Here is a 23,017-nt window from a genome sequence, read left to right on the forward strand (position 1 = left end):
GATAAATAAGCTAATTCATAGTTGATTAGAAAAAAAATAGAGTACATTTGTTCTAATTATTATAAATAAGTACTTATGAATATTTTTGTTGGAAGCCTTCCATTCAGTATTGAGGAAGCAGATTTAAGAGAGTCTTTCGAGGCATACGGAGCAGTTGATTCAGTTAAAATTATCACAGATAAATTTACAGGAAGAAGTAAAGGATTCGGTTTTGTTGAAATGACAAATGATGATGAAGCTCAAAAAGCAATTGACGAATTGAACGGAGCTACAGTTCAAGGACGTGCAATCGTTGTTAACAAATCTGAACCAAAACCAGAAGGCGAAAGAAGAAGTTTTAACAACAACCGTGGAGGTGATTCTCGCGGAGGTTATGGTGGAAACAGCCGTGGTGGAGATAACCGTGGTGGTGGAGACAGAGGAAGATATTAATATTTTTTTCAATCATATATAAAAAAGCCGTTTCAATAATTTTGAAACGGCTTTTTTATATATGATTTTGATTAGATTATTTACAAAATATCAATCCAAAAAAATCAAATCATTATCTGAGAAATCCAAAATTTCAGAAACCGAGGCAAACTTAACGATTTCGTCAATTCCTTTCTGAACTCTTAATTCAGTAGTATATTTTCTACTTAAAGCAAAAGGCGCTTCATCTAAAAACAGTCTGAAAAAATATTTTCCTCCTGCTGATTTATGCTTTTCAAAAGTCGCCAAGCCAATATTCCTTTTAAAATATTCAATCGCTTCTTCGCATTCAAATTTAAGCTCATACTTCATGCTCGTAAAAATCACTTTTCCTTTTCTTGAAGTAAACACAAATTTATACTGATCATCAAATCTTTTACTAACTACAAAGGCCCCCATTTGATTTTAGATTAAGAATTAGATTGCAGATTCCAGGATTAAATCATTTGACACCAAACTGATTTATCATCATATTTTTAAATAAAAAAAGCTCCAAACATAGTTTGAAGCCTTCTTGTACTCAGAGCGGGACTTGAACCCGCACGAACATTGCTGTTCACTGGATTTTAAGTCCAGCGTGTCTACCAATTTCACCATCCGAGCATAACACGATGAGCGAAAAACGGGGCTCGAACCCGCGACCTCGACCTTGGCAAGGTCGCGCTCTACCAACTGAGCTATTTTCGCATTTCATTCTTAAAAAGAACCACAACACTTGATTAGTATTGCGGTTGCAAATTTAGAACTTTTATTCAATTACACAAACCTTTTTTTTAAAAAAATTAAAGATAAAAATTAATGTTCTGACAACGATAACTTTAAACCCGTAAAAAATTTATTTTCTAGTCAGCATTCTTTTAATCTCATTAAGCTTCATCAATGCCTCAACCGGAGTAATAGCATTTATATCCAAATTTACAATCTCTTCTTTGATTTCTTCCAACAAAGGATCGTCAAGATTAAAGAAACTCATCTGCATCTCTTCATTGGTCGATTTTACACCGTTCAGCACTTCGCTCGAATGGTTTTTTTCTAGCTTTTTCAGCATTTTTTGCGCTCTTGAAATAACCAATTGAGGCATTCCGGCCATCTTGGCCACATGAATACCAAAACTGTGAGCACTTCCTCCTTTTACCAATTTTCGAATAAAAAGCACCGTATCTTTCAGCTCTTTTACCGATACATTGTAATTCTGGATTCGAGGCATCGTCTCGCTCATTTCATTCAATTCGTGATAATGCGTCGCAAATAATGTTTTGGCTTTGGATGGATGCTCATGCAAAAATTCGGCTATTGCCCAAGCGATGGATATTCCGTCATAAGTACTGGTTCCCCTTCCAATCTCATCTAACAGCACTAAACTCCGGTCGGAAATATTATTCAAAATCGAAGCCGTTTCATTCATTTCAACCATAAAAGTAGACTCCCCCATCGAAATATTATCCGAAGCCCCTACTCTGGTGAATATTTTATCAACAATACCCATTCTAACGCTTTCCGCAGGAACAAAACTTCCTATTTGAGCCAGCAATACAATCAAAGCCGTTTGACGTAAAATAGCCGACTTACCCGACATATTGGGTCCAGTAATCATAATCAGCTGCTGTGTTTCTCTATCCAAGAAAACATCATTGGTAATATATGGGACACCAACTGGCAACTGCTTTTCAATCACAGGATGCCTCCCCTCTTTTATTTCAAGTTCGAATGTTTCGTCAATTTCTGGGCAAACGTATTTATTCTCAATTGCTAGTTGTGTAAAACAGCACAAACAATCCAGTTGAGCTACTAAATTAGCATTCATCTGAACAGGTTTTATGTACGTAGCCACCCAACTTACTAACTGCTCGAATAAATCGCTTTCAATTTTCTGAATTTTCTCTTCAGCTCCCAGAATTTTAGTTTCATATTCCTTAAGTTCTTCCGTGATATAACGCTCTGCACTAACAAGTGTCTGCTTTCTGATCCACTCTCCAGGAACTTTATCTTTATGCGTATTCCGTACTTCAATATAATATCCGAAAACATTATTGAATGATATTTTTAATGAAGAAATCCCTGTGCGTTCCGATTCTCTTTTTTCGATTCCTTCCAAAAACTGCTTCCCAGAAGTGGATATTGCACGTAAATCATCCAACTCAGCATTAATACCTTTAGCAATAGCATTTCCTTTGGCAATTGCCACTGGCGCATCCTGATTTAAGGTTATTTGTATTTTTTCGCGAAGCAGATCACAACTGTGCAAGCTGTCTCCAATTACTTTTACAGCTTCCTGCGGACTTGACAAAGCCAAAGTTTTTATCGGAATAATAGCGTCCAGTGATTCTTTCAAATAAACCACTTCGCGAGGAGAAACTTTCCCCGTAGCAATTTTGGAAATCAAACGCTCCAAATCTGAAATCTGTTTGATTTGATTCTGAATGTTTTTTAAAACATCTTGATTCTCTTTTAAATAAGAAACCACTTGATGACGGCTTTTTATCTTATTACTGTCTTTTAATGGCAAAGCCAGCCAGCGTTTTAACAAACGTCCACCCATTGGCGAAAGCGTTTTATCAATTACATCCAATAGCGTAACGGCATTAGGATTGTAACTATGGTACAACTCTAAGTTCCGAATCGTAAATCGGTCCATCCAAACATAAGCATCCTCAGCAATTCGATGAATTGCCGTAATATGCTGCACTCTATTATGCTGTGTTTCGGATAAATAATAAAGGATGGCACCCGATGCAATGATTCCCTCCCTTAATTCTTCGATACCAAAACCTTTTAAAGATACAGTCTGAAAATGTTTCGTCAACGTTTCCAGAGCATAATCTTCTTTGAAAATCCAGTCTTCCAAGTAAAAATTATGAAAATCCTCTCCGAAAGTTTCACGGAATTCATTCTTATTGTTTTTTGGAACCAAAATTTCACTTGGATTGAAATTCTGAAGCAGTTTATCTATATATTCGGCATTTCCTTGAGCAGTAAGAAACTCACCCGTAGAAACATCCAAAAATGAAACGCCAATCATCTTATTGGCAAAATAAACCGCGGCCAAAAAATTATTGGTTTTAGAATGCAAAACCTCGTCATTCATAGAAACACCAGGCGTAACCAATTCGGTTACTCCGCGTTTAACAATCGTTTTGGTCATTTTTGGATCTTCCAATTGATCACAAATAGCTACTCGAAGTCCCGCTTTGACTAATTTAGGCAAATAGGTATTTATAGAATGATGCGGAAAACCGGCAAGTGCAGTCTCAGTTTCGGAACCTGCCCCTCTTTTAGTTAACGTAATACCCAAAATCTTTGAAGCCCGAATTGCATCTTCTCCAAAAGTTTCATAAAAATCCCCAACACGAAACAACAGGCAAGCATCAGGATATTTCCTCTTGATTTCGTTGTACTGTCTCATTAATGGAGTCTCTTTAACTATCTTATCTTTTGCTGCCAAAATTGTTGTATTTGAGTGAATAAAAAACTCAGCGAATTTATAATTTTATACAGCAAAAAACTAAGGTGAAAAAAAATTAAATTAGTTTTAAGAAAAATTTACGATACAATTTTGTTAATTTGTATAAATTTGTCAATCAAATCTAAAAAGACTATGAAAAAAATACTTCTATTAGCGATGCTAACTGTTTTAGGAACAACAATTTCTAACGCCCAAGAGACTTCTAAAAAAGCAAAAAAAGCAAAAACAACTGCAGTTGCTGCATTACCAAAAGTAGATGGTGCAGGAATGGTTTTTGAAAATGAAACTATTGATTATGGAACTATCGCTCACAATGCAGAGCCTAACCGTCAGTTTGTATTCACTAATAATGGTAACAAACCATTAATTATTACAAATACACAAGGATCTTGCGGATGTACTGTCCCTACTACGCCAAAAGAGCCAATTGCTCCAGGAGCAAAAGGAGTTATTGGAGTAAGATATGCTACAGACAGAGTTGGTCCCTTTACAAAAACAGTAACTGTAACTTCAAATGCTGAAGGACAGCCAACTAAAACACTAACGATTAAAGGTACTGTTTTGCCAGATGCCGCACCAGCTGCGACAAAAAGCTAATACTCTTTTTATAAAATAAAAGAAAGGCTTCCTGATTTTTAGGAAGCCTTTTTTATAAACACTATTTACATGAGAAAACTTGAAAACAGTGAACTGGAGAGAAAATCAATAGATGATTTTAAGAAATCTAAAAAGACCCCTTTAATTTTAGTTTTGGATGACATTCGCAGTTTGCATAATATCGGATCTGTTTTTAGAACTGCCGATGCTTTCCTGATAGAAAAAATAATTTTGTGCGGTATTACCGCTTCTCCACCCAATAAAGAAATTCATAAAACTGCTCTAGGTGCTACCGAAACAGTAACTTGGGAACATCACGAAAATGTACTTGAAGTTATTACAAATTTAAAAAAAGAAAAAATTGTTACTCTTGCCATTGAACAAGTAGAAAGTTCGATTTTCCTGCAAGATTTTAAAGTCGATAAAAATCAGAAATATGCTTTATTATTCGGAAACGAAGTTTATGGCGTGGCGCAGGAAGCTGTAGCTTTATGCGACGGCTGTATTGAAATTCCGCAACTGGGAACAAAACATTCGTTGAATATTTCAGTAAGCGCTGGGATTGTCGTTTGGGATTTATTTAAACAATTTAACAACTAAAAGCTAATTTGTGCTTAAGCAGTATTTTTATCTAATAATCTTTTAACCAAAGTTTTGCGTTTTGATATAAAAGCTTATTTTTATAAAATGAAAATTAGATCTCTCTTCACTATAACACTACTTTTTGTGCTTTTTGTTTACACTTTTAGCTATGCAGTTCCTGCACCTAAAAAAACATTTAAAGCATTCAATAATTCTAAACATTCTTTAGCCAATGCAGCTCCTGTACTAACTGCAACTGGCAATCAAACCTATTGTCCTTTAACAAGTGTCAATATTGTTACCACTATTTCTATAACCGATCCTGACGACACAAGTACAGATGCAATTTATATTCAAATTTCATCTGGTTACATAAATGGGGAGGATCAATTAACCTTAAATAATCCTTTTGCACATTCCACAATTCAAAGTAACTGGAATGCAAACGAAGGTAAGTTAACGCTAAAAAGTCCAACTGGAATACCTGTATCCTATACCGATTTTGAGAATGCTATAAAAGAAGTTCAATTTAGCAGTTCATCAGCTACCCCTAGTGGAGTTCGTAACTTTTCAATCAGCATAGGGCAAGCTAATTATTTACCACGCAATGGTCATTATTATGAATATGTACCTAACATAGGAATTAGCTGGACTGACGCAAGAGTAGCTGCAGATTTAAAGACTTATTATGGATTGAAAGGCTACTTGGCCACCATTACAGCTGCTGATGAAGCTCAGCTAGCAGGAAAACAAGCTCCAGGCGCAGGCTGGATTGGAGGATCTGACCAAGAAACAGAAGGAACTTGGAAATGGATGACAGGTCCAGAAGCAGGAACCATTTTTTGGAATGGCACTTCCAATGGATCAACCCCTAATTTTGCCTTTTGGAACTCAAATGAACCCAATCAATTGGGCGATGAAGATTATGCCCATATTACCGCTCCAGGAGTTGGAATAGCAGGTTCTTGGAACGATTTGAAAAATGCAGGTGATCCCAGTGGCAATTACCAGCCTAAAGGCTATATTGTTGAATATGGCGGAACAGCTGGAGATCCTGTTTTACAGCTTTCAGCAAGTACTACTTTGACAATCGTCGCCATATCTAGCACAACACCTGCATCAAGATGTGATGCTGGAACCGTAACACTTCAAGCAACTACTTCAACTGGAACAATTAATTGGTATGATGCGGCAACAGCTGGAAATTTACAAGGAAGCGGAACAAGTTTTACAACCCCAATATTGACAGCAACTACATCCTATTATGTAGATGCAGGTTGTCCTAACTCAAGAAAAGAAGTAATTGCAACTGTAAAAACAACACCATCTATAACACAAACCAACTCACCTGTCACAAGATGCGGACAAGGAACACTTACTTTATCAGCTACAACTTCGGCTGGAACAGTAAACTGGTATTCACAAAATAACGGCTCCATTGTAGGATCTGGCTCATCTTTTACAACTCCAATTATTACCGCCAACACTATTTATTATGCCGAGACTGTTAATAACGGTTGTGTCAACACCCAAAAAACTGAAGTTAACATAACTATTTATCCGCTTCCCCCTGTGAGTGATCAAACTCGCACAAAGTGTGTTTCTCAAACTATTACTTTAGACGCAGGTATACAAAATATGACTTACTTGTGGTCAACTGGCGCTGTAACACAAACCATAGATGTTATAGACAAAGGGAATTTTACAGTAGATGTAACCAGTCCTGCCCCTGAAAGCTGTACTAGCAAAAAAACAATCGATGTTGTAGAAAACAATAAACCCGAAATAAAAAATGTAACAGTTGATGAAACAACAGTTACTATAGAACTAGTTCAAAACGAAAATTATTTTGAATTTTCTATAGATGGAGTTAATTATCAAAGTTCTAATGTTTTCACGAATGCGCCAAGCGGACTGCAAACTGCGTATGTTCGAGAAGTTAATTTATGCAGTATTGACCAAAAACCATTTATTGTTATTATTGTTCCTAAATTTTTCACCCCAAACAATGATGGCTATAATGATATATGGGAAGTAAAAGGTTTGATAAATTATCCATCAGGCGAAGTAACTGTTTTTGACCGTTATGGAAAATTAATCACTCTGCTTAATAGTTATAACCATACTTGGGACGGTACTTTTAACAAAAATCCATTACCCGCTTCCGATTATTGGTATGTACTAAAATTAGACAAAAACAGTCCAGAGTTAAAAGGTCATTTTTCGTTAAAGAGATAATATTACAGATTGTTTTTCTCCTGAATTTTATTTAAAACAAAAAGATAATCTTCTTGATTGCTTACAAAATCACGATCGGAAACATCAATAACCAAGACATTCAAATCAGTTTGAGTCTTGATGTATTCCAAGTAACCTCTGTTTATTTTTTCCAGATATTCAGCCGTAATATCCTGTTCATAGCTTCTGCCGCGGCTTTTTATATTCTGCAGTAAACGGTCTGTATTTTGGTACAGATAAATATACAAATCAGGTTTTGGCATTTCTTTATAAATGATATCAAAAAGTGTTCGATACAATCTAAACTCATCAACTTCTAAAGTAATTTTAGAAAACAACAGCGATTTAAAAATATGATAATCGGCAATAATAAAGTCTTTAAACAAATCAAACTGTGACAAATCATCTGATAATTGCTGGTATCTGTCTGCCAAAAATGACATCTCAAGTGAAAAAGCATACCGGCTTTGATCTTCATAAAATTTAGGCAAAAAAGGATTATCTGCAAAACGTTCCAAAACGGTTTTAGCATTAAAATCCTGAGCCATTTTTAGCGCCAAAGTAGATTTCCCAGCACCAATATTCCCTTCAATAGCAATATAATTATACTGATTTAAACGAATAGCATTCAATGGGCTTGCTAATTCCTGAACTACTTCACAAATACTATCATCAGGCGTTATCTGAATTAACTCGGGAATTGTTTTTCTCAAAACAGGATGAACCCAATCTAAATTTAAATCCTGAAAAGGCAGCAAAACAAATTTTCGGTTTTGCATCAAGGGATGTGGAATTTGAAGATGATCAACATTAATGATTTCAAAGTCAAAAGCAATCAAATCAATATCAATAATTCTGGATTGATATCCCGCATTTTCATTGCGGATACGGCCTAATTTTTTTTCAACTATCAAACATTTCTCTAAAATCTTCTCGGGTGTTTTAGAAGTATGCAAAACCAAAGCGCAATTATAGAACGCCTCACTTTCAAATCCCCAGGAAGGCGTTTCATATAAGTTAGAAACTTTTATAATAGTCCCAACTTCCTGATGAATTAACTCCAAACACAATTCGATGTTTTTCAATCGGTTGCCCTGATTACTTCCTAGAGATAAAATGACTTGATGCTGTAGTTCCATATTAAGCACAAATTAACTAAAAGAATTTTAGAATAACAGTATATTTGCCCACTGTGTTGCATTTTATTTTCATTCATCACTGTAACAAATCAACACTTTTAAATACTTATCAATAAAATAGAATTTATGAGATTTTTAGGAAATGTAATGGCTACCATCATTGGTATTTTTGTTTTTTTCATGTTGTTTTTCTTTGGCATAGTGCTCATCGGAGCATTTTTTGGAGGTGAATCTGAAGGAATTGAAGTCAAAAGCAATTCGGTTATCGAATTGAACTTGGAAGATATATCAAATGACTATGCCGGAAAATACAAAGACCCTTGGATGGATGTATTTTCAGAGAAAAAAAATGTCGGCCTTACCGATATCATCAATGCTATTGGAGCAGCAAAAACAGACAGTGACGTCAAAGGAATATCTATTTTAAATCAAAATTCTTCTTTAGGTTTAGCCCAAAGCAAAGAACTTAGAGAAGCCTTGAATGACTTTAAAAAATCTGGAAAGTTTGTTATGGCCTACGCCAATGATTATTCCCAGAGAGATTATTATTTGAACTCTGTAGCCAATACCATTTATTTAAATCCGGCTGGAGATCTTGACTTTAAAGGATTATCGACTGAGATAATGTTCTTTAAAGACCTGCAGGAAAAATCAGGAGTAAAAATGGAAGTTATTCGTCACGGAAAATACAAAAGTGCCGTTGAACCTTTCCTTGAAAACAAAATGAGTGATGCCAATAGAGAACAGACCACCGCTTTGTTAAATTCTGTTTGGAGTTCAGTCCTAGCAGACATCTCAGCAAGCCGTAATATATCCATCGCACGATTAAATGAAATTGCTACCGGCTTATTAGCCCGTACTCCAGAAATGGCCAAAACCAATAAACTTATCGACATTGTCGCTTATGAAGATGTATATCATCAGGCTATCAAAAAAGCGTTGAATGTAGCCACTGATGAAGATTATAATAAAGTATACGTTACTGATTATGCTCAGAAAATAGCAACAACTTCAATACTTTCAGAAACAGACAATCAGATTGCAGTAATCTATGCGCAAGGCGAAATTCAAAGCGGTGAAGGTGATGTTGATGTAATTGGTGAAGGTTCAATGCGCCGTTCATTTCAAGAAGCGAGAAAAAACAAAGACATTAAAGCCATCGTGCTTCGTGTAGACAGCCCTGGAGGAAGTGCCCTGACATCTGATTTAATTTGGAGAGAAATTGAATTGACCAAAAAAGTAAAACCAGTTGTGGTTTCCATGGGGAACTATGCAGCATCTGGCGGCTATTATATTGCCTGTAATGCCAACACCATTTTTGCCGAAAAAAACACTATTACTGGTTCAATTGGAGTATTTGGAGTTTTACCGAACTTCAGCCAATTGTCTACCAAAATTGGAATTAACACCGAACAAATAACAACAAATGAAAATGCAAATTACAGCCCATTTGTCCCTTTGAAAGAAAAATATAAAAAAGTAACTCTGGAAGGAATCGAACGCGTATATAAAACTTTTGTAACACATGTTGCTGAAGGCAGAAAAATGACTTTTGCTCAAGTGGATTCGATTGCGCAAGGCCGTGTTTGGACAGGTACAGAGGCTAAAAAAATTGGTTTAGTAGATAAAATTGGAAATTTAAATGACGCTATAAAAGAAGCTGCTTCATTGTCCAAAATAAAAGACTACTCTACTCAAAACTTCCCAGAATATGAAAAAGATTTCGCAGATATATTTGCCAAACTTCCTTTTGCCAAATCAAAAGAAGCTTTAATCAAAGAAGAAATAGGTGAAGAAAATTATTTCCTTTTACAGCAAGTTAAAAAAGTACAGCTTCAAAAAGGAATCCAAGCCAGAATGCCTTTTGAAATTTCGATACAGTAATTTTTTTAAATAATAAAACCCATACCCTTTCCGTTTTAAACGGAAAGGGTTTCTTTTTATGAAAATTTTACAGAGCAACTAATTAATAAACGCTTATTTTTGTAAATAATAACCCAAATTACTAAATCTATATGCTAAAGAAAATTTTAAAAATCGTTGGAATTGTATTGCTTCTGCTTACAATATCTTTATTTGCAATTCCTTATTTCTTTAAAGATCAAATAAAGGCTAAAATTACTGAGGCCATCAATGAAAAAGTGGATGCCAAAGTTTCTTTTGCAGATGCGGACTTGAGCTTATTCAAAAATTTCCCAAAAGCAACTGTAACCTTAGACAAATTACTGATTATCAACAAAGCTCCTTTTGAAGGAGACACATTGGTTTCTTTAGGCGAATTGAATTTAAAAATGTCAATCAAAGAATTGTTCAAAGGCAAGGAAGAAGCTATGGAAATTGAAGGAATTACTTCAAAAAACGGTTTTATCAATATTATATTCAACAAAGATGGAATTGGTAATTTCGATATTGCTTTGAAAGACAACAAACCCAAAGAAGACACCAAAAGTGAACCAATGTCATTGAAAATCCAGAAATATCAAATTGAAAATTTCAAATTTCAATATTTCGATGAAGCTTCACAAATGAGAATGGTCATTGACAGCTTAAATCATGAAGGAACAGGGGATTTTAGTGGTTCTAAATTGGATTTAGACACTAAATCAACGGCTAAAGTTTCATTTGATATGGGCAAAATCAATTACATGAAAAATATTGCCTTGTCACTGGACGCAGTTCTTGGGATTGATTTAGAGAAAAGCAAATACACTTTTAAAGAAAATAAAGCCTTAATCAATCAGTTACCGCTAGAATTTGACGGTTTTATTCAAATGGTTGATGCAGGACAAGTGTATGACTTGAAATTCAAAACACCTACTTCTTCATTCAAGAACTTCTTGGGATTGATTCCTGCTGCTTATTCTTCCAGTTTAGAGGGTGTAAAAACGACTGGAGATTTTACGGTTAACGGTTTTGCCAAAGGTATGCTTACAGACACGACCATTCCTAAATTCAACATCGCCATTGCTTCCAATAACGGATCTTTTCAATATCCTAACTTGCCAAAATCGGTTCAAAGCATTGTAATCGATACTAAAATTGTAAATGAAACGGGTATCATGAATGACACTTATGTTAATCTGGACAAACTTTCTTTTAGAATAGACCAAGATGTTTTTGATGCCAAAGCCAATATAAAAAACATAAGCACCAATGCGTTAGTTGATGCCGCTTTGAAAGGAACAATTAATTTAGCCAATCTTTCTAAAGCGTATCCAATAAAACTGGACAAACCGCTTACAGGTATTCTTAAAGCAAATGTAACTACCAAATTTGACATGGCTTCGGTTGAAAAAAGCCAGTATCAAAACATTAATAATGCAGGAACTATTGGCTTAACAGGATTTAATTATGACGACGGAAACGGTAAAAACATGACCATCAGCAATGCCTTGGTACAATTCAATCCAAGTCAGGTACATTTAAAACAGTTCAATGCCAAAACTGGAAAAAGCGACCTTAGCGTAACTGGAGTTTTGGATAATTTTTATGGTTTTATGTTTAGAAAACAAGAATTGAAAGGAAATTTCAACTTGTCTTCAAACCAGCTTGCTGTTAGTGATTTCATGACAACCAGCACTGCTCCCGCTGCAACAGCTGCAACAACTGAAACTAAACCTGCACAATCAAAAAAATCTGAACCACTGAAAATCCCAGCCTTCTTAAATTGTACGCTTACCGCAAAAGCCAACACGGTTTTGTATGACAACTTAACACTAAAAGATGTTTCAGGGAAAATGATTATCAAAGATGAGAAAGTAACCTTAGAAAATGTAAAAACATCCATTTTTGGAGGAAATATAGGTGCAAGCGGTTCCGTTTCCACAAAAGGAAAAACACCAATTTTCGACATGAATCTTAACTTAAACCAAGTGGATATTCAACAAAGTTTCACCCAATTGGATATGTTGAAAAAAATAGCTCCAATTGCTGGAATCATAAATGGAAAAATAAACACCGCCATCAAATTAAACGGAAATCTTGATGCAGCTGAAATGACTCCAGATTTGAAATCAATTTCAGGTGATTTGATCGGGCAATTGCTTTCTACTACCGTAAATGCTAATAACTCGACATTATTAAAAGCCTTGAATTCAAATCTGAAATTTATTGATTTAAACAAAGTAAACCTCAATGACATCAAAGCAGCTTTGACTTTTAAAGACGGGAAAGTAAACGTAAAACCATTTGACATAAAATATCAGGATATAAAAGCAACAATTGGCGGTACGCATGGTTTTGATCAAAGCATGGATTACAACATTAAGTTCAATGTTCCTGCTAAATACTTAGGCAAAGAAGCGAATGCCTTTATAGCGAAAATGTCTCCTGCTGACGCAGCCAAATTTGACAATATTCCAATAAATGCATTAATGACTGGCTCATTCAGCAATCCAAAAATATCAACAGATATGAAAGCAGCTATGACCAACTTAACTATGCAATTGGCCAAACAGCAATCGGATAAACTGCTTAAAAAAGGAACTTCAGAATTGGATAAATTGCTAAACAGCAGTAAAAAAACAGATGCTGACACTACTAAAACAAGCGCTCAAAAAGAAGATATTAAAAAGAAAGCTGGCGATTTAATCAACGGATTGTTTAAAAAGAAAAAAACGGCAGAACCTACAGAACCTGCAAAACCATAAATTATTAAAACTAAAAGCCGTCTCACAATAACAAATTGGAGACGGCTTTTTAATTTTCACTTTATTTTTCTTTTCCAATTCTATAACACTCCATCAATTGGTTCCCAAAGTTCTATTTTATTTCCTTCGGAATCCATGATATGAATAAATTTTCCATATTCGAACGTTTCCATTTCGTCAAGAATAGTCACTCCATTTATTCTTAGATTTTTCACAAGTTCTTCAATATTTTGGACTCTGTAATTAATCATGAATTCCTTTTTGGATGGCACAAAATATTCGCTTCCGCTTTTAAAGGGACTCCATTGGAGTTGATTTACTTCGTCAGGTTTGGCTATATTTCTAGATTCAAAAGTTGAACCCCATTCATTGACATCAAAACCTAAATTTTTAGCATACCATTCTCTGGTTTCAGCTGGATTGTCCGAAAAAAAGAAAATTCCACCAATTCCTGTTACTTTTGGGATTGTATCTTCTGCTTTATTTTTTGAATCTTCCATAATGTTTTTGTTTTTATTTATTCAATTTTTATTTCTTGAATGTGGTTTTTATTTCTAGAACTCCATAAGGCAAGCTAATTATTATCTGTAATAATAAAATGATTTGAAATTAATTTTGATTGCAGTTTTATTCGTTTCTTCATTTATTCCAAGCAAATTAAATTACCATTATATTTATTTCTTGAAAAATAATCATTAACATTATTTTTTTTATGACTATTGTGAAAATTGACTTTTATCGTTTTAGTGTAAAATGTCCAGAAAGAACATCCTTATCATCAAGATTAGTCTTAAACCAATAATCATCAGACGGCATTTCTTTTCCATTATAAAAACCATTCCATCCTGAATCATTAGAAGATAATACTATCAATAACTTCCCGTATCTATCAAAGATCGATGTTTTAGAATTCGGATATTTTCTTATGCCTTTTATCTGCCAAAAATCATTATATCCATCATTATTTGGTGTAAAGAACTTTGGATAATCAATTACAGTAACTTCTTTTGAATCTTCACCACAACCTCCTTTATCTCTTACAAAGGCAATATAGTTTCCTCCTTGAATATTATAAAAATAATTACTGGCTTGATAGTTTATACCGTCTAAAGAATATTCAAAATCACCATCATCTGCTACAATAATTTCAATAAAATTATTTTCTGATAACTCTTTATATTTTACTTCTGTAATAGTTGGAAGGGCTGACCGAATTAATTCAAATTCAAAACTATTTTCACAAGAAATATTATTTTGAAATTTGCTAACTGTAAGTACATAATTTCCAGCATTAACCAAATCTGCCTGATAAGTATTTGAAATAATACCGCCATCTTGAAATTTCCAACTATAACCATCTAAATTATTATCAACGTTTACATTTAACGAAGTCTCCAAATTACATAAAATATAAGTTTTATCGATTTTTACATTGGGCAAGTCATTTACTATTATATCGAAACTTGTTTCAGCATTACAAAGACTGTTCATTTCGTTCTCAACCTTTACTTTTATAGTTTGGAATTTTGATTGCGTATTTTTAAACACAGTTGGCAAGGGACTTGGCAAATGATTTCCAGTACTATCAAAATACATTATTTTTAGACCTAATTGATTTCCTAAAATTTCAGTTTCTATATTGGACATATCAAAACTGGCAAAACCATTACCTTCGTCGCAAGCGTATCTATTAGCTGGCTTATTAATTCGTGGCTGAGAAGCTGTTTTTAAAACTAATGGCGTTTCTGCATAGCAATTAGTCAAACTATTAGTTACTCTAACGGTAATCGTTTCCTTGCTATTAATAGTGTTTGTGTAAGGATTGGGCAATGGACTTAGTAATTGATTTCCAATGGCATTAAAATAAGAAACTTTCATTCCTGTTTGATTCCCTAAAACTGTCGACTCAATATTTGAAGTATCAAAATATTCTGAAATTCCATCATTATTATTATCACACCCTAGAAGTTCTTGTAAAGGATTTGCTGTTGGCAACGTCCTTACTTTTAATTTAAAAGTTGATTCGTTATAGCAATTTGTATTTGTATTGATGGCTTTTACTTTTACTATTTCTTCTTTAGCAATTAGATTCGTAATTACATTTAATGGAGTTACTATTTTTTGCCCGTTTTCATGATAAAATTCAACTTTTATATCTATTGAACTTCCTATAATTAATTTTTCTAAGGGCTTTAAATTAAATTGCCCAAAACCATCTGTATCATTATCACAGACAATTAAATCAGAAACAGTTGATAAGTTTGGCATTGGATTTACAATTAAATCAAAAGTGGTTTCAGAATAGCAACAAAGATTATCTTTATGACTTACTCTTACCGTTATTGTTTCTCTATCTTTAATAGTATTGGTAAAAGGATTTGGTAATGACGTATATTTATTTCCTTTACCGTCAATGAAAGTAACAACCTTATCGATTTGACCTCCTAAAACCTGTTCTGTAATCGCCGAAACATCAAATGATTTCGAAATCCCTGTACCCGCAACACTTTCGCATGCATGGATATTGTTAATACCATGAGCTTTTGGCGGTTCTTTTGCATCAATTGTTTCAGTTAAAGTTTCAATTGTTCCATCTTTTGCCGTGACAATAGCTGTAACTGTATATGTTCCATCTGCAGAAAAATCATGAAACGGAGATAAATCTGTAGAGGTATTATTTACTCCCGAAGCTGGGTCTCCAAAATCCCAAACAATTGAAGCTACTTTTGACTGATCATCGACACTAAATTCCTTTAAAAATTCAGAACAGATATTTGAAAAATTCATTTCAAAATGGTTAGAAATATTTTTTACATTTCCCGTTACATTGATGTAAAAATTTGCATCGGGTTTTCCAAATAAGGCGGTATTGACATATTCATCATAACCGAATGTTGGACCACCTGCAAGATTTGTACATCCTCTCTGCCATGAAATACCATTATCTTGCGCTGAACCAGATATAAATGCTATTCCTAGTGAATTAGGCACAAGTCCTTTATAAGCTTCAACTAAAATTCTCTCGACACCTGCAGGAATAACTATTGGTGTATTAAAATCTACTTGTATAACTCGAGAATCTCTAGTACTGCCTAAATAGGGAACACTTTGTGTTTGACTACTTCCTATTAAATCTGCAGTCGAAAACGAAGCTGGAAAATTATCGTCTATTTTATAAATATTAAAGGTTACTTCTGTACCCCAGCTTGTGTTATTAATTCCTACTTGTCCAGAAGTAATTACAAATTCTTCATTGTTTGATATACCGAAATCTTTTAAAGCAAAGTCTCTTGCCCAAAACATTGCACCTCCCGAACAAGTATGAATACCTGTTTCTATAACATCATCGCATATATTATGCGACAATCTAGTTACTAACCCTGAGGTCTTTACATCAAAAGCATCACCAGTTACAGTTATAAAAAAATTGGCATTTGGAACAGGAATAGCTAAATTTTTAGTAGAAACTGTAGTATATCGCGTACTACAGCCATAATACAAAGATTCTCCTTTATCTACTTCCGTTCCTGCAACAAGAACTTCTGCAAATGTTGGGTTATAAATGTCTTTAGATTTCGATATAGTTACCAAAATTCTATCAATCCCAGCAGGAACGACTATTGGTGTCTCAAATTCTGCCTGGACAATTTGAGGTGCACCAGTAATGATTGGCGTTTTCCCAAGACTACCAGTTCCCAATATCTTTGTATGATATGGAGTAGCGAGAAATTCTGGATAATCTGCATCAACACTATACACTGTTACATATAAATCTGTCTTAATATTCGATTTACTAATTCCTATTTGTCCCGATTTAATGATAAATTGTTCATTTGGTTTTATGCCAAAATCCGATAATTTAAATACTCTTGACCACCCCTCAGATTCATCACAAGAAACCATATCCGTCTTTACAAGTGTTGTCCCAACATTATTGGTCAGCGTTATTTGAGCATTTATATATTGAAAGGAGAGAAAAATTAGAAGTAAAATTGTATTTTTTAACTTATTTTGGAGATGCATTATCATTCTTTTATATTGTTTTTTGCTTATTTTCAATTTGTATATACACAAAAAATTTCTCGCGTATATAAAAAACGAGTAGTTTAATAAAGATTCATTTTACTTATTACTCCTCAAATATATTAATTTATTCCTACAAATAATCTCGTCATTACCGTAAACTGCTTGAGGGACAGCAATGAAAAGCCCGACCTCGTTAAAAAAAAGTTTTTCCATTTTTTTAACGAGGTCACGCACAAATACTATTACTATTTTCTAAACATCAATCGAAACTACATAGCCCTCAAAACCGCGAACATTGAAAACAGTTCCGTCTTCAAAAATGAGGTACTGTCCTTTGATACCTGTCAGTTTACCTTTGAAATGAGGCGTTTTATCCAGACTTAAGCTGGCTATTTTTTTGGGGTAATTCAAAACCGGAAAATGCATTTCGTACAAGTCGTTTTTATCTAAATGATAAAATTCATGAACCTCAGCTGGAATAAGGTTTTCCACTTTTAATTTCTCGGCGATTAAATCGGTCGGCACGACATCATTCTGGAGCATTTTACGCCAATTGGTTTTATCGACATAATGATTTTTGAGCGCCACCTCGGTAATTCCTGCCAAATATCGGTTGGGTACTTCTACAATTGAAATTGCCTGCGTAGCTCCTTGGTCAATCCATCGCGTTGGCATTTGCGTTTTGCGGGTCACTCCTACTTTGACCTCGCTGGACAAAGCCAAATAAACAATATGAGGCTGTAATTGTACTTTCTGTTCATAGTCTAAATCACGGTCGGCAATACCAAGATGTGCTGTACTCAATTCGGGCTTCATAATCCAATCCCCCACCGCTGGACTTGAATAAAAACAGTCATAACAGAATCCCTGACGGAATATTTTTTTCTTTTTACCGCAGTTCAAACACTGATATCCTTCAAAATGAATTTCAAGCTCTTTGTTTAAAAGCTGATTCATGTTTAAAAAACTGTTTTCGAAAACCAGATAATATTGGATGGGATTCCCAAATTCGGTTTGCATTTTAGAAAGTACTCCTTGGTATGTCATTTTAGATTGCAGATTTTAGATTATAGCCCGCAACAGGCAAATCTATATTTATGAGTTAGAATATTTGACCCAAATAGAATTGTTTTTTATAAAAAAACACTATTTTTGGTATTATCGCAAAGTTAGTATTTGTAAATCTCTTTTCAAATCTAAAATCTACTATCTAAAATCATAGATCTCCATGCCCTTAGCAATTATAAATTCTATCGCTTCTTGGTTCTTGAAACAAAGAATTCACCAGATTGAGCTTTTCCTGAAATATCCTAATGAAGTTCAGGAAGAATTGCTGATGAATTTAATCCGTTCCTCTGAAGAAACAGTTTATGGCAAGCAATATGATTATGCTTCGATAAAATCATACAAAACTTTTACTGACAGAGTTCCTATTTCTTCCTACGAAGATTTGGAGCCTTATATTGAACGCACCCGTCAGGGAGAACAAAATGTGCTTTGGGAAACTCCTATAAAATGGTTTGCCAAATCGAGCGGTACTACTAATGCCAAAAGTAAATTTATCCCCGTAAGCAGTGAAGCGCTCGAAGACTGCCATTACAAAGGAAGCAAAGATTTGTTGTGCCTGTATTTGAATAACAATGAGGAATCTGAAATGTTTGTGGGCAAAAGTCTGCGTTTGGGAGGCAGTTCACAGATTTATGAAAACAACAATACTTTTTTTGGGGATTTGTCTGCAATTTTGATTGAAAACATGCCTATTTGGGCAGAATTCAGCAGTACCCCAAGCAGTAAAATTTCTTTAATGAGCGAATGGGAAACCAAAATGAGCGCTATCATCAAAGAAACCATAAATGAAAATGTAACGAGTTTTGCTGGTGTTCCTTCTTGGATGCTGGTCTTAATGAATAAAGTCTTGGAAGAAACCGGAAAAACAAACCTGATGGAAGTTTGGCCCAACTTGGAAGTGTACTTTCACGGAGGTGTAAGTTTTGATCCCTACAGAGATCAATACCAAAAAATATTGCCGCAAAACCAATTCAAATATTACGAAATATACAATGCTTCCGAAGGCTTTTTTGCCATTCAGGACTTGAATAATTCCAGTGATTTATTGCTGATGCTGGACTACGGAATCTTTTATGAATTTATTCCTATGGATACCTTTGGCACACCAGACCAAAAAGCAGTTCGGCTGGCAGATGTCGAATTATTCAAGAACTATGCAATGGTTATCACAACCAATGGCGGTTTGTGGCGCTATTTAATAGGCGATACTGTTCGATTTACTTCTCTGAATCCTTACCGCGTTCGGGTAACGGGGCGCACCAAACATCACATCAATGTTTTTGGCGAAGAATTAATGGTCGAAAACACTGATCAGGCTATTGCCAAGGCCTGCAAAATTACTCAAACCGAAGTCGTCGATTATACGGTTGCTCCCATCTTCATGAAAGACAAACAAAAAGGAGCTCATGAATGGATAATTGAATTTAAGCAAGAGCCAAAAGATATTGTAGCTTTTCAAAAAATTTTGGACGAGACTTTACAGTCCTTAAACTCCGATTACGAAGCCAAACGCTATAACAACATGACTCTTAATCCGCTAGTACTTAATGTTGCTAGAGAGCGATTGTTTTATGATTGGCTCAAAAAAAATGATAAACTGGGAGGTCAGCACAAAATTCCAAGATTATCTAACAAAAGAGATTATCTCGAACAATTAAAGAAGATGCAAAATTTAATTAACTCCTAATGAAAAAACTATTCTTTCTACTAATGATCATAATCATTGCCTCATGTTCCTCCAATCGCGTTTGTGGCGGAAGCGGTGGGAAACGCTGCGTACAAACAATCAGTACATTCAATTTCCAAAACTTTTCTTAACTATTTCTATCCACTGTTGTAACATTTTTTGATTTTGAAAGTCTTATGCAATCATCAATCAAAATCATTTAATTCATGAAATCAACAGTATTAACGGTATTGCTTCTTAGCACAACCTTTATTTTTGCTCAAGAAGCGACGCCAAATCTAGAGACTTCTCCAAAAGTCGAAAAAGATTCAATCAAAGAGAAAATCAATGCGCTTAAAGATGTAACTGTTACAGTTCAAAAAAAATACATCAAAGTAGATTCAGACAAAACTACAATCAGTGTAAAAGACAACGGTATGCTCAACAGTGGCAGCAGTCTTGAAGCTGTAAAAAAATTACCTGGTGTAATTACTTCACCGACTGGCGGTATCTCTCTAAACGGAAAAGCAGTAACCATTTATATTGATGGCGCACCAAGCACATTATCCGGCAATGATTTACAAAACTACCTGAATACTTTACCTGCCAACGCCATCGAAAAAGTAGAACTCATCTATAATCCGGGCGCTTCATTTGATGCCAGTTCCAGCGGTTCGGTAATAAATATTGTTACTAGCTCAAAAAGAATGAAAGGCATTAACGCTAGTTTCAACATCAATTATAATTTTAATAAATACCAAAAGCCAAGTCCGCAAATCCTTTTAAACGGAAAAGAAAAAGACTTAAGCTGGCAGACTATGCTTGGGTATAATTACATTGACAGCGACTCTAAAACCAGCAATCTGCAGGAGTTTACCGCTTTTAATCCGATACAGAAGCTAATACAGGAAAACTTTACCGTAAATACCAACAGAAACTTGTATTTCCGATTAGGAACAAATTACAAACTGACCGAAAAATCAAATTTATTATTCAACTACAACGGAAACTACGCCAATGACAGATCTGTTTTTGACGCGACAACATTGGGTGACGATATTGATTATTCCAATCAGGGAACAACTAAAAACAAGAATAAAAATCACGAAATCAGTTTGCAGTACAAAACCAAACTTGACACTTTAGGACGAACGCTTGACATTACTGCATTCAGTAATTTATTTGATAAAAAACCAATTACAGAATCGAATGCGGTTGATAATATTGCCAATTCAGGCTCATTTGTGAACAGTAATCTTAATTTTGATTTAAAAAATTATTACCTGAAATACGACTTTGCGATTCCGTTCAAAAAAATGGATTTTTCGATCAATACGGGAGGAAAATTCAATGTACTGGAAGTAAATGATATTGGGAATTATTACACCAATTCAGCAACAAACACTATTGATTTTGATTACTCCGAAAACAATTTGGCCTTCTATGCCGAAACTCGGAAAAAAATCAAAAAATTTAATTTTACAGCAGGACTGCGTTTTGAAGATTACCACGTAGAAAGAATCACGAATACCTTAACGGAGCCTATAAAATTCAAAAACACTAATTTATTCCCAAATGCCAGTGCTATTTATGAAGTGAATGATAATGTAAATATTTCGGCTTCGTATTCTAAAAAAATCAATCAGCCCAATTACAATAATTTAGACCCGAATAACAGCAACGCTTTTGACCAATACAATACTTCACAGGGAAATTTATTTCTAGATCCAACATATTTAAACAATTATGAGTTTAAAATCACGGCGATGCAGTTTATACAATTGGGAATGAACTACACTGCATCAAAAGACAACAACCTTTTTGTATTCAGCGCCGATGCTGACGCAACTAAACCTGTGAGCAATCAGACTTATCAGCAGTTTGACCATTTTAACACCTTTAGTGCTTATGCTAATTTCCCAATTCCATTGGATTATATCTTCAAAGGAAAAGAGGAATTTAAGAAACGAATGGGCAACATCGACGAGATGAATTACATTTTTGTAAACTTTAATTATATCAAATCAGATATAAAAGGCTATGATTTCCCATACCAAAACAAAGCAATCTTTAATTATGCCTTCCAATCGCAGATTATGTTACCTTGGAAAATTAAGAACTCTATGATGTATTTCTACCTGCCTCCTGGAAATTGGCAGATTTACAAAATAACCAAGCCTATTCAGCAGTTTGACATTTCATTCAACCGAGATTTTATGGATAAGAATTTAAAAATTGGACTGCATTGTTTTGATGTTTTCAATCAAAATGAAGTAAACGCATTAATTGCCGGCGAAAATTTAAATACTTCTTTTAGACAAAAACAAGATTCCAGAACGTTCCGTATATCATTAACCTATAATTTTGGAAACTTGAAAATGCAGAATGAAAACACCAATATTGAAACCGAAAAAGTAAAAAGTGGTGGCGGAATGATGAAGTAATTATAAAGTTCAACCATTAGATTCACAAAGCTTTGCGAACCTTGCGGTAAAATTTAAGTGAGCAATAGTTTAAAACAGAAAAGAGGCTATCCAAAAAGGGTAGCCTCTTTTGCTTTATAAAAATTTCAAAATTAAGGTTGGCTTTCCAAAATATTTTTCACATTAGCTAAATTTTGTGTTTGATCCTTTTTGATAAAATCTTTAAACACAAAAGACATCAGATTGATAGGATAATCAGCACGTCCATAGAATTCACTAGTTAGTTTGGTTTGATTATCCGAAAGTGCTTCCACAATTGTGGCCGCTGAATTATCGCCCTTCATCGGTTTTTCAAAATGTAGATCAACATCAATTCTATTATCGGTAATTTTTGTGATCTGCTGTGAACCAACGCCCACATTATCGTCCATACTTACCCAAGACGATTTGGCGCCAACAGTTCCATCAATGCCAGTATATTCAATTTTTACATTTGGGTCTTTCATTACCCAAACACTGTACTTTTCCTGATTTTTAATCATTTTGACATAATCAAAAACCACTACTTGCGGTTTATTGATTGTTGTAGAAACCGATACCGTGTAATCTTTTGGAACAATCATTGCTACAATCAAAAGCAAAGCAATAAGCCCGACTATTCCAATCCCTATAAATTTTAGTACTTTCATATCTAA

At 34.5% G+C, this 23,017-nt stretch carries 15 protein-coding genes and 2 tRNA genes; 8 read left to right on the forward strand and 9 right to left on the reverse strand.

Translation table 11 applies throughout. From position 1 onward, the window contains the following. The first annotated feature begins 75 nt into the window (after window positions 1–75). Window positions 76–432: an RNA-binding protein gene (locus CLU83_RS13445; RefSeq protein ID WP_100432082.1), complete on the forward strand. Its 357-nt coding sequence runs from the start codon at window positions 76–78 to the stop codon at window positions 430–432. Between the two features lie 90 nt (window positions 433–522). Here CLU83_RS13445 and CLU83_RS13450 read toward each other — a convergent pair whose 3' ends face one another. The 4 genes from CLU83_RS13450 to mutS form a co-directional block, all read right to left on the reverse strand. Then, window positions 523–870, reverse strand: a complete 348-nt coding sequence (locus tag CLU83_RS13450; protein ID WP_100432083.1) for a DUF1508 domain-containing protein — start codon at window positions 868–870, stop codon at window positions 523–525. A 118-nt stretch (window positions 871–988) separates the two neighbouring features. Next, window positions 989–1,074: transfer RNA gene (locus CLU83_RS13455), tRNA-Leu, on the reverse strand. Between the two features lie 11 nt (window positions 1,075–1,085). Next, window positions 1,086–1,158, reverse strand: a tRNA-Gly gene (locus CLU83_RS13460). Window positions 1,159–1,306: 148 nt separating this feature from the next. Then, window positions 1,307–3,913, reverse strand: a complete 2,607-nt coding sequence (gene mutS, locus CLU83_RS13465; RefSeq protein ID WP_198512292.1) for a DNA mismatch repair protein MutS — start codon at window positions 3,911–3,913, stop codon at window positions 1,307–1,309. A gap of 153 nt (window positions 3,914–4,066) precedes the next feature. Here mutS and CLU83_RS13470 point away from each other — a divergent pair, with 153 nt between their 5' ends. From CLU83_RS13470 to CLU83_RS13480, 3 genes are all read left to right on the forward strand, one after another. Beyond that, window positions 4,067–4,531 carry a DUF1573 domain-containing protein gene (locus tag CLU83_RS13470; RefSeq protein WP_100432084.1) on the forward strand — a complete coding sequence of 155 codons (465 nt, stop codon included), beginning with the start codon at window positions 4,067–4,069 and terminating at the stop codon, window positions 4,529–4,531. Window positions 4,532–4,600: 69 nt separating this feature from the next. Then, on the forward strand, window positions 4,601–5,131 hold the full coding sequence (locus CLU83_RS13475) for an RNA methyltransferase (RefSeq protein ID WP_100432085.1): 531 nt from the start codon (window positions 4,601–4,603) through the stop codon (window positions 5,129–5,131). An 87-nt stretch (window positions 5,132–5,218) separates the two neighbouring features. Further along, window positions 5,219–7,351 (forward strand): T9SS type B sorting domain-containing protein, encoded by a 2,133-nt coding sequence (locus CLU83_RS13480; protein ID WP_100432086.1) that lies wholly within the window; start codon window positions 5,219–5,221, stop codon window positions 7,349–7,351. A gap of 2 nt (window positions 7,352–7,353) precedes the next feature. Here the strand turns inward: CLU83_RS13480 and folK are convergent, their stop codons facing one another. After that, window positions 7,354–8,490, reverse strand: a complete 1,137-nt coding sequence (gene folK, locus CLU83_RS13485; RefSeq protein WP_100432087.1) for a 2-amino-4-hydroxy-6-hydroxymethyldihydropteridine diphosphokinase — start codon at window positions 8,488–8,490, stop codon at window positions 7,354–7,356. A 126-nt stretch (window positions 8,491–8,616) separates the two neighbouring features. Between folK and sppA the strand changes: the two genes are divergently transcribed. Together sppA and CLU83_RS13495 are read left to right on the forward strand one after the other, a co-directional pair. Then, entirely contained in the window at window positions 8,617–10,374 is a 1,758-nt protein-coding gene (gene sppA / locus CLU83_RS13490) for a signal peptide peptidase SppA (RefSeq protein WP_100432088.1), read from the forward strand. A gap of 131 nt (window positions 10,375–10,505) precedes the next feature. Continuing rightward, window positions 10,506–13,139, forward strand: a complete 2,634-nt coding sequence (locus CLU83_RS13495; RefSeq protein WP_100432089.1) for an AsmA-like C-terminal region-containing protein — start codon at window positions 10,506–10,508, stop codon at window positions 13,137–13,139. Window positions 13,140–13,219: 80 nt separating this feature from the next. Here the strand turns inward: CLU83_RS13495 and CLU83_RS13500 are convergent, their stop codons facing one another. The 3 genes from CLU83_RS13500 to CLU83_RS13510 form a co-directional block, all read right to left on the reverse strand. Continuing rightward, entirely contained in the window at window positions 13,220–13,639 is a 420-nt protein-coding gene (locus CLU83_RS13500; protein WP_100432090.1) for a VOC family protein, read from the reverse strand. 235 nt (window positions 13,640–13,874) lie between these two features. Further along, on the reverse strand, window positions 13,875–17,168 hold the full coding sequence (locus CLU83_RS13505; protein ID WP_100433737.1) for a T9SS type B sorting domain-containing protein: 3,294 nt from the start codon (window positions 17,166–17,168) through the stop codon (window positions 13,875–13,877). Window positions 17,169–17,417: 249 nt separating this feature from the next. Continuing rightward, window positions 17,418–18,212 (reverse strand): DUF2797 domain-containing protein, encoded by a 795-nt coding sequence (locus CLU83_RS13510; protein WP_100432091.1) that lies wholly within the window; start codon window positions 18,210–18,212, stop codon window positions 17,418–17,420. A gap of 181 nt (window positions 18,213–18,393) precedes the next feature. Between CLU83_RS13510 and CLU83_RS13515 the strand changes: the two genes are divergently transcribed. Both CLU83_RS13515 and CLU83_RS13520 read left to right on the forward strand, forming a co-directional pair. Continuing rightward, complete coding sequence (locus CLU83_RS13515; protein ID WP_100432092.1) at window positions 18,394–19,920, forward strand: GH3 auxin-responsive promoter family protein; 1,527 nt, start codon at window positions 18,394–18,396, stop codon at window positions 19,918–19,920. A 206-nt stretch (window positions 19,921–20,126) separates the two neighbouring features. Then, window positions 20,127–22,343, forward strand: a complete 2,217-nt coding sequence (locus CLU83_RS13520) for a TonB-dependent receptor domain-containing protein (RefSeq protein ID WP_100432093.1) — start codon at window positions 20,127–20,129, stop codon at window positions 22,341–22,343. Between the two features lie 131 nt (window positions 22,344–22,474). Here CLU83_RS13520 and CLU83_RS13525 read toward each other — a convergent pair whose 3' ends face one another. After that, a complete protein-coding gene (locus tag CLU83_RS13525; RefSeq protein ID WP_100432094.1) occupies window positions 22,475–23,011 on the reverse strand; it encodes an SRPBCC family protein in 537 nt (178 codons plus the stop codon). Window positions 23,012–23,017 lie beyond the last annotated feature (6 nt).

This window comes from Flavobacterium sp. 1 (genome assembly GCF_002797935.1).
GTDB lineage: Bacteria > Bacteroidota > Bacteroidia > Flavobacteriales > Flavobacteriaceae > Flavobacterium.

Excerpts from the sequence above, each read along its gene's own strand:
- CLU83_RS13450 (WP_100432083.1), bottom strand. The coding sequence starts at position 870 with ATGGGGGCCTTTGTAGTTAGTAAAAGATTTGATGATCAGTATAAATTT.
- folK (WP_100432087.1), bottom strand. The coding sequence starts at position 8,490 with ATGGAACTACAGCATCAAGTCATTTTATCTCTAGGAAGTAATCAGGGC.
- CLU83_RS13495 (WP_100432089.1), top strand. The coding sequence starts at position 10,506 with ATGCTAAAGAAAATTTTAAAAATCGTTGGAATTGTATTGCTTCTGCTT.
- CLU83_RS13515 (WP_100432092.1), top strand. The coding sequence starts at position 18,394 with ATGCCCTTAGCAATTATAAATTCTATCGCTTCTTGGTTCTTGAAACAA.
- CLU83_RS13475 (WP_100432085.1), top strand. The coding sequence starts at position 4,601 with ATGAGAAAACTTGAAAACAGTGAACTGGAGAGAAAATCAATAGATGAT.
- sppA (WP_100432088.1), top strand. The coding sequence starts at position 8,617 with ATGAGATTTTTAGGAAATGTAATGGCTACCATCATTGGTATTTTTGTT.
- CLU83_RS13510 (WP_100432091.1), bottom strand. The coding sequence starts at position 18,212 with ATGACATACCAAGGAGTACTTTCTAAAATGCAAACCGAATTTGGGAAT.
- CLU83_RS13445 (WP_100432082.1), top strand. The coding sequence starts at position 76 with ATGAATATTTTTGTTGGAAGCCTTCCATTCAGTATTGAGGAAGCAGAT.
- CLU83_RS13525 (WP_100432094.1), bottom strand. The coding sequence starts at position 23,011 with ATGAAAGTACTAAAATTTATAGGGATTGGAATAGTCGGGCTTATTGCT.
- CLU83_RS13520 (WP_100432093.1), top strand. The coding sequence starts at position 20,127 with ATGAAATCAACAGTATTAACGGTATTGCTTCTTAGCACAACCTTTATT.
- CLU83_RS13500 (WP_100432090.1), bottom strand. The coding sequence starts at position 13,639 with ATGGAAGATTCAAAAAATAAAGCAGAAGATACAATCCCAAAAGTAACA.
- CLU83_RS13505 (WP_100433737.1), bottom strand. The coding sequence starts at position 17,168 with ATGATAATGCATCTCCAAAATAAGTTAAAAAATACAATTTTACTTCTA.
- CLU83_RS13480 (WP_100432086.1), top strand. The coding sequence starts at position 5,219 with ATGAAAATTAGATCTCTCTTCACTATAACACTACTTTTTGTGCTTTTT.
- CLU83_RS13470 (WP_100432084.1), top strand. The coding sequence starts at position 4,067 with ATGAAAAAAATACTTCTATTAGCGATGCTAACTGTTTTAGGAACAACA.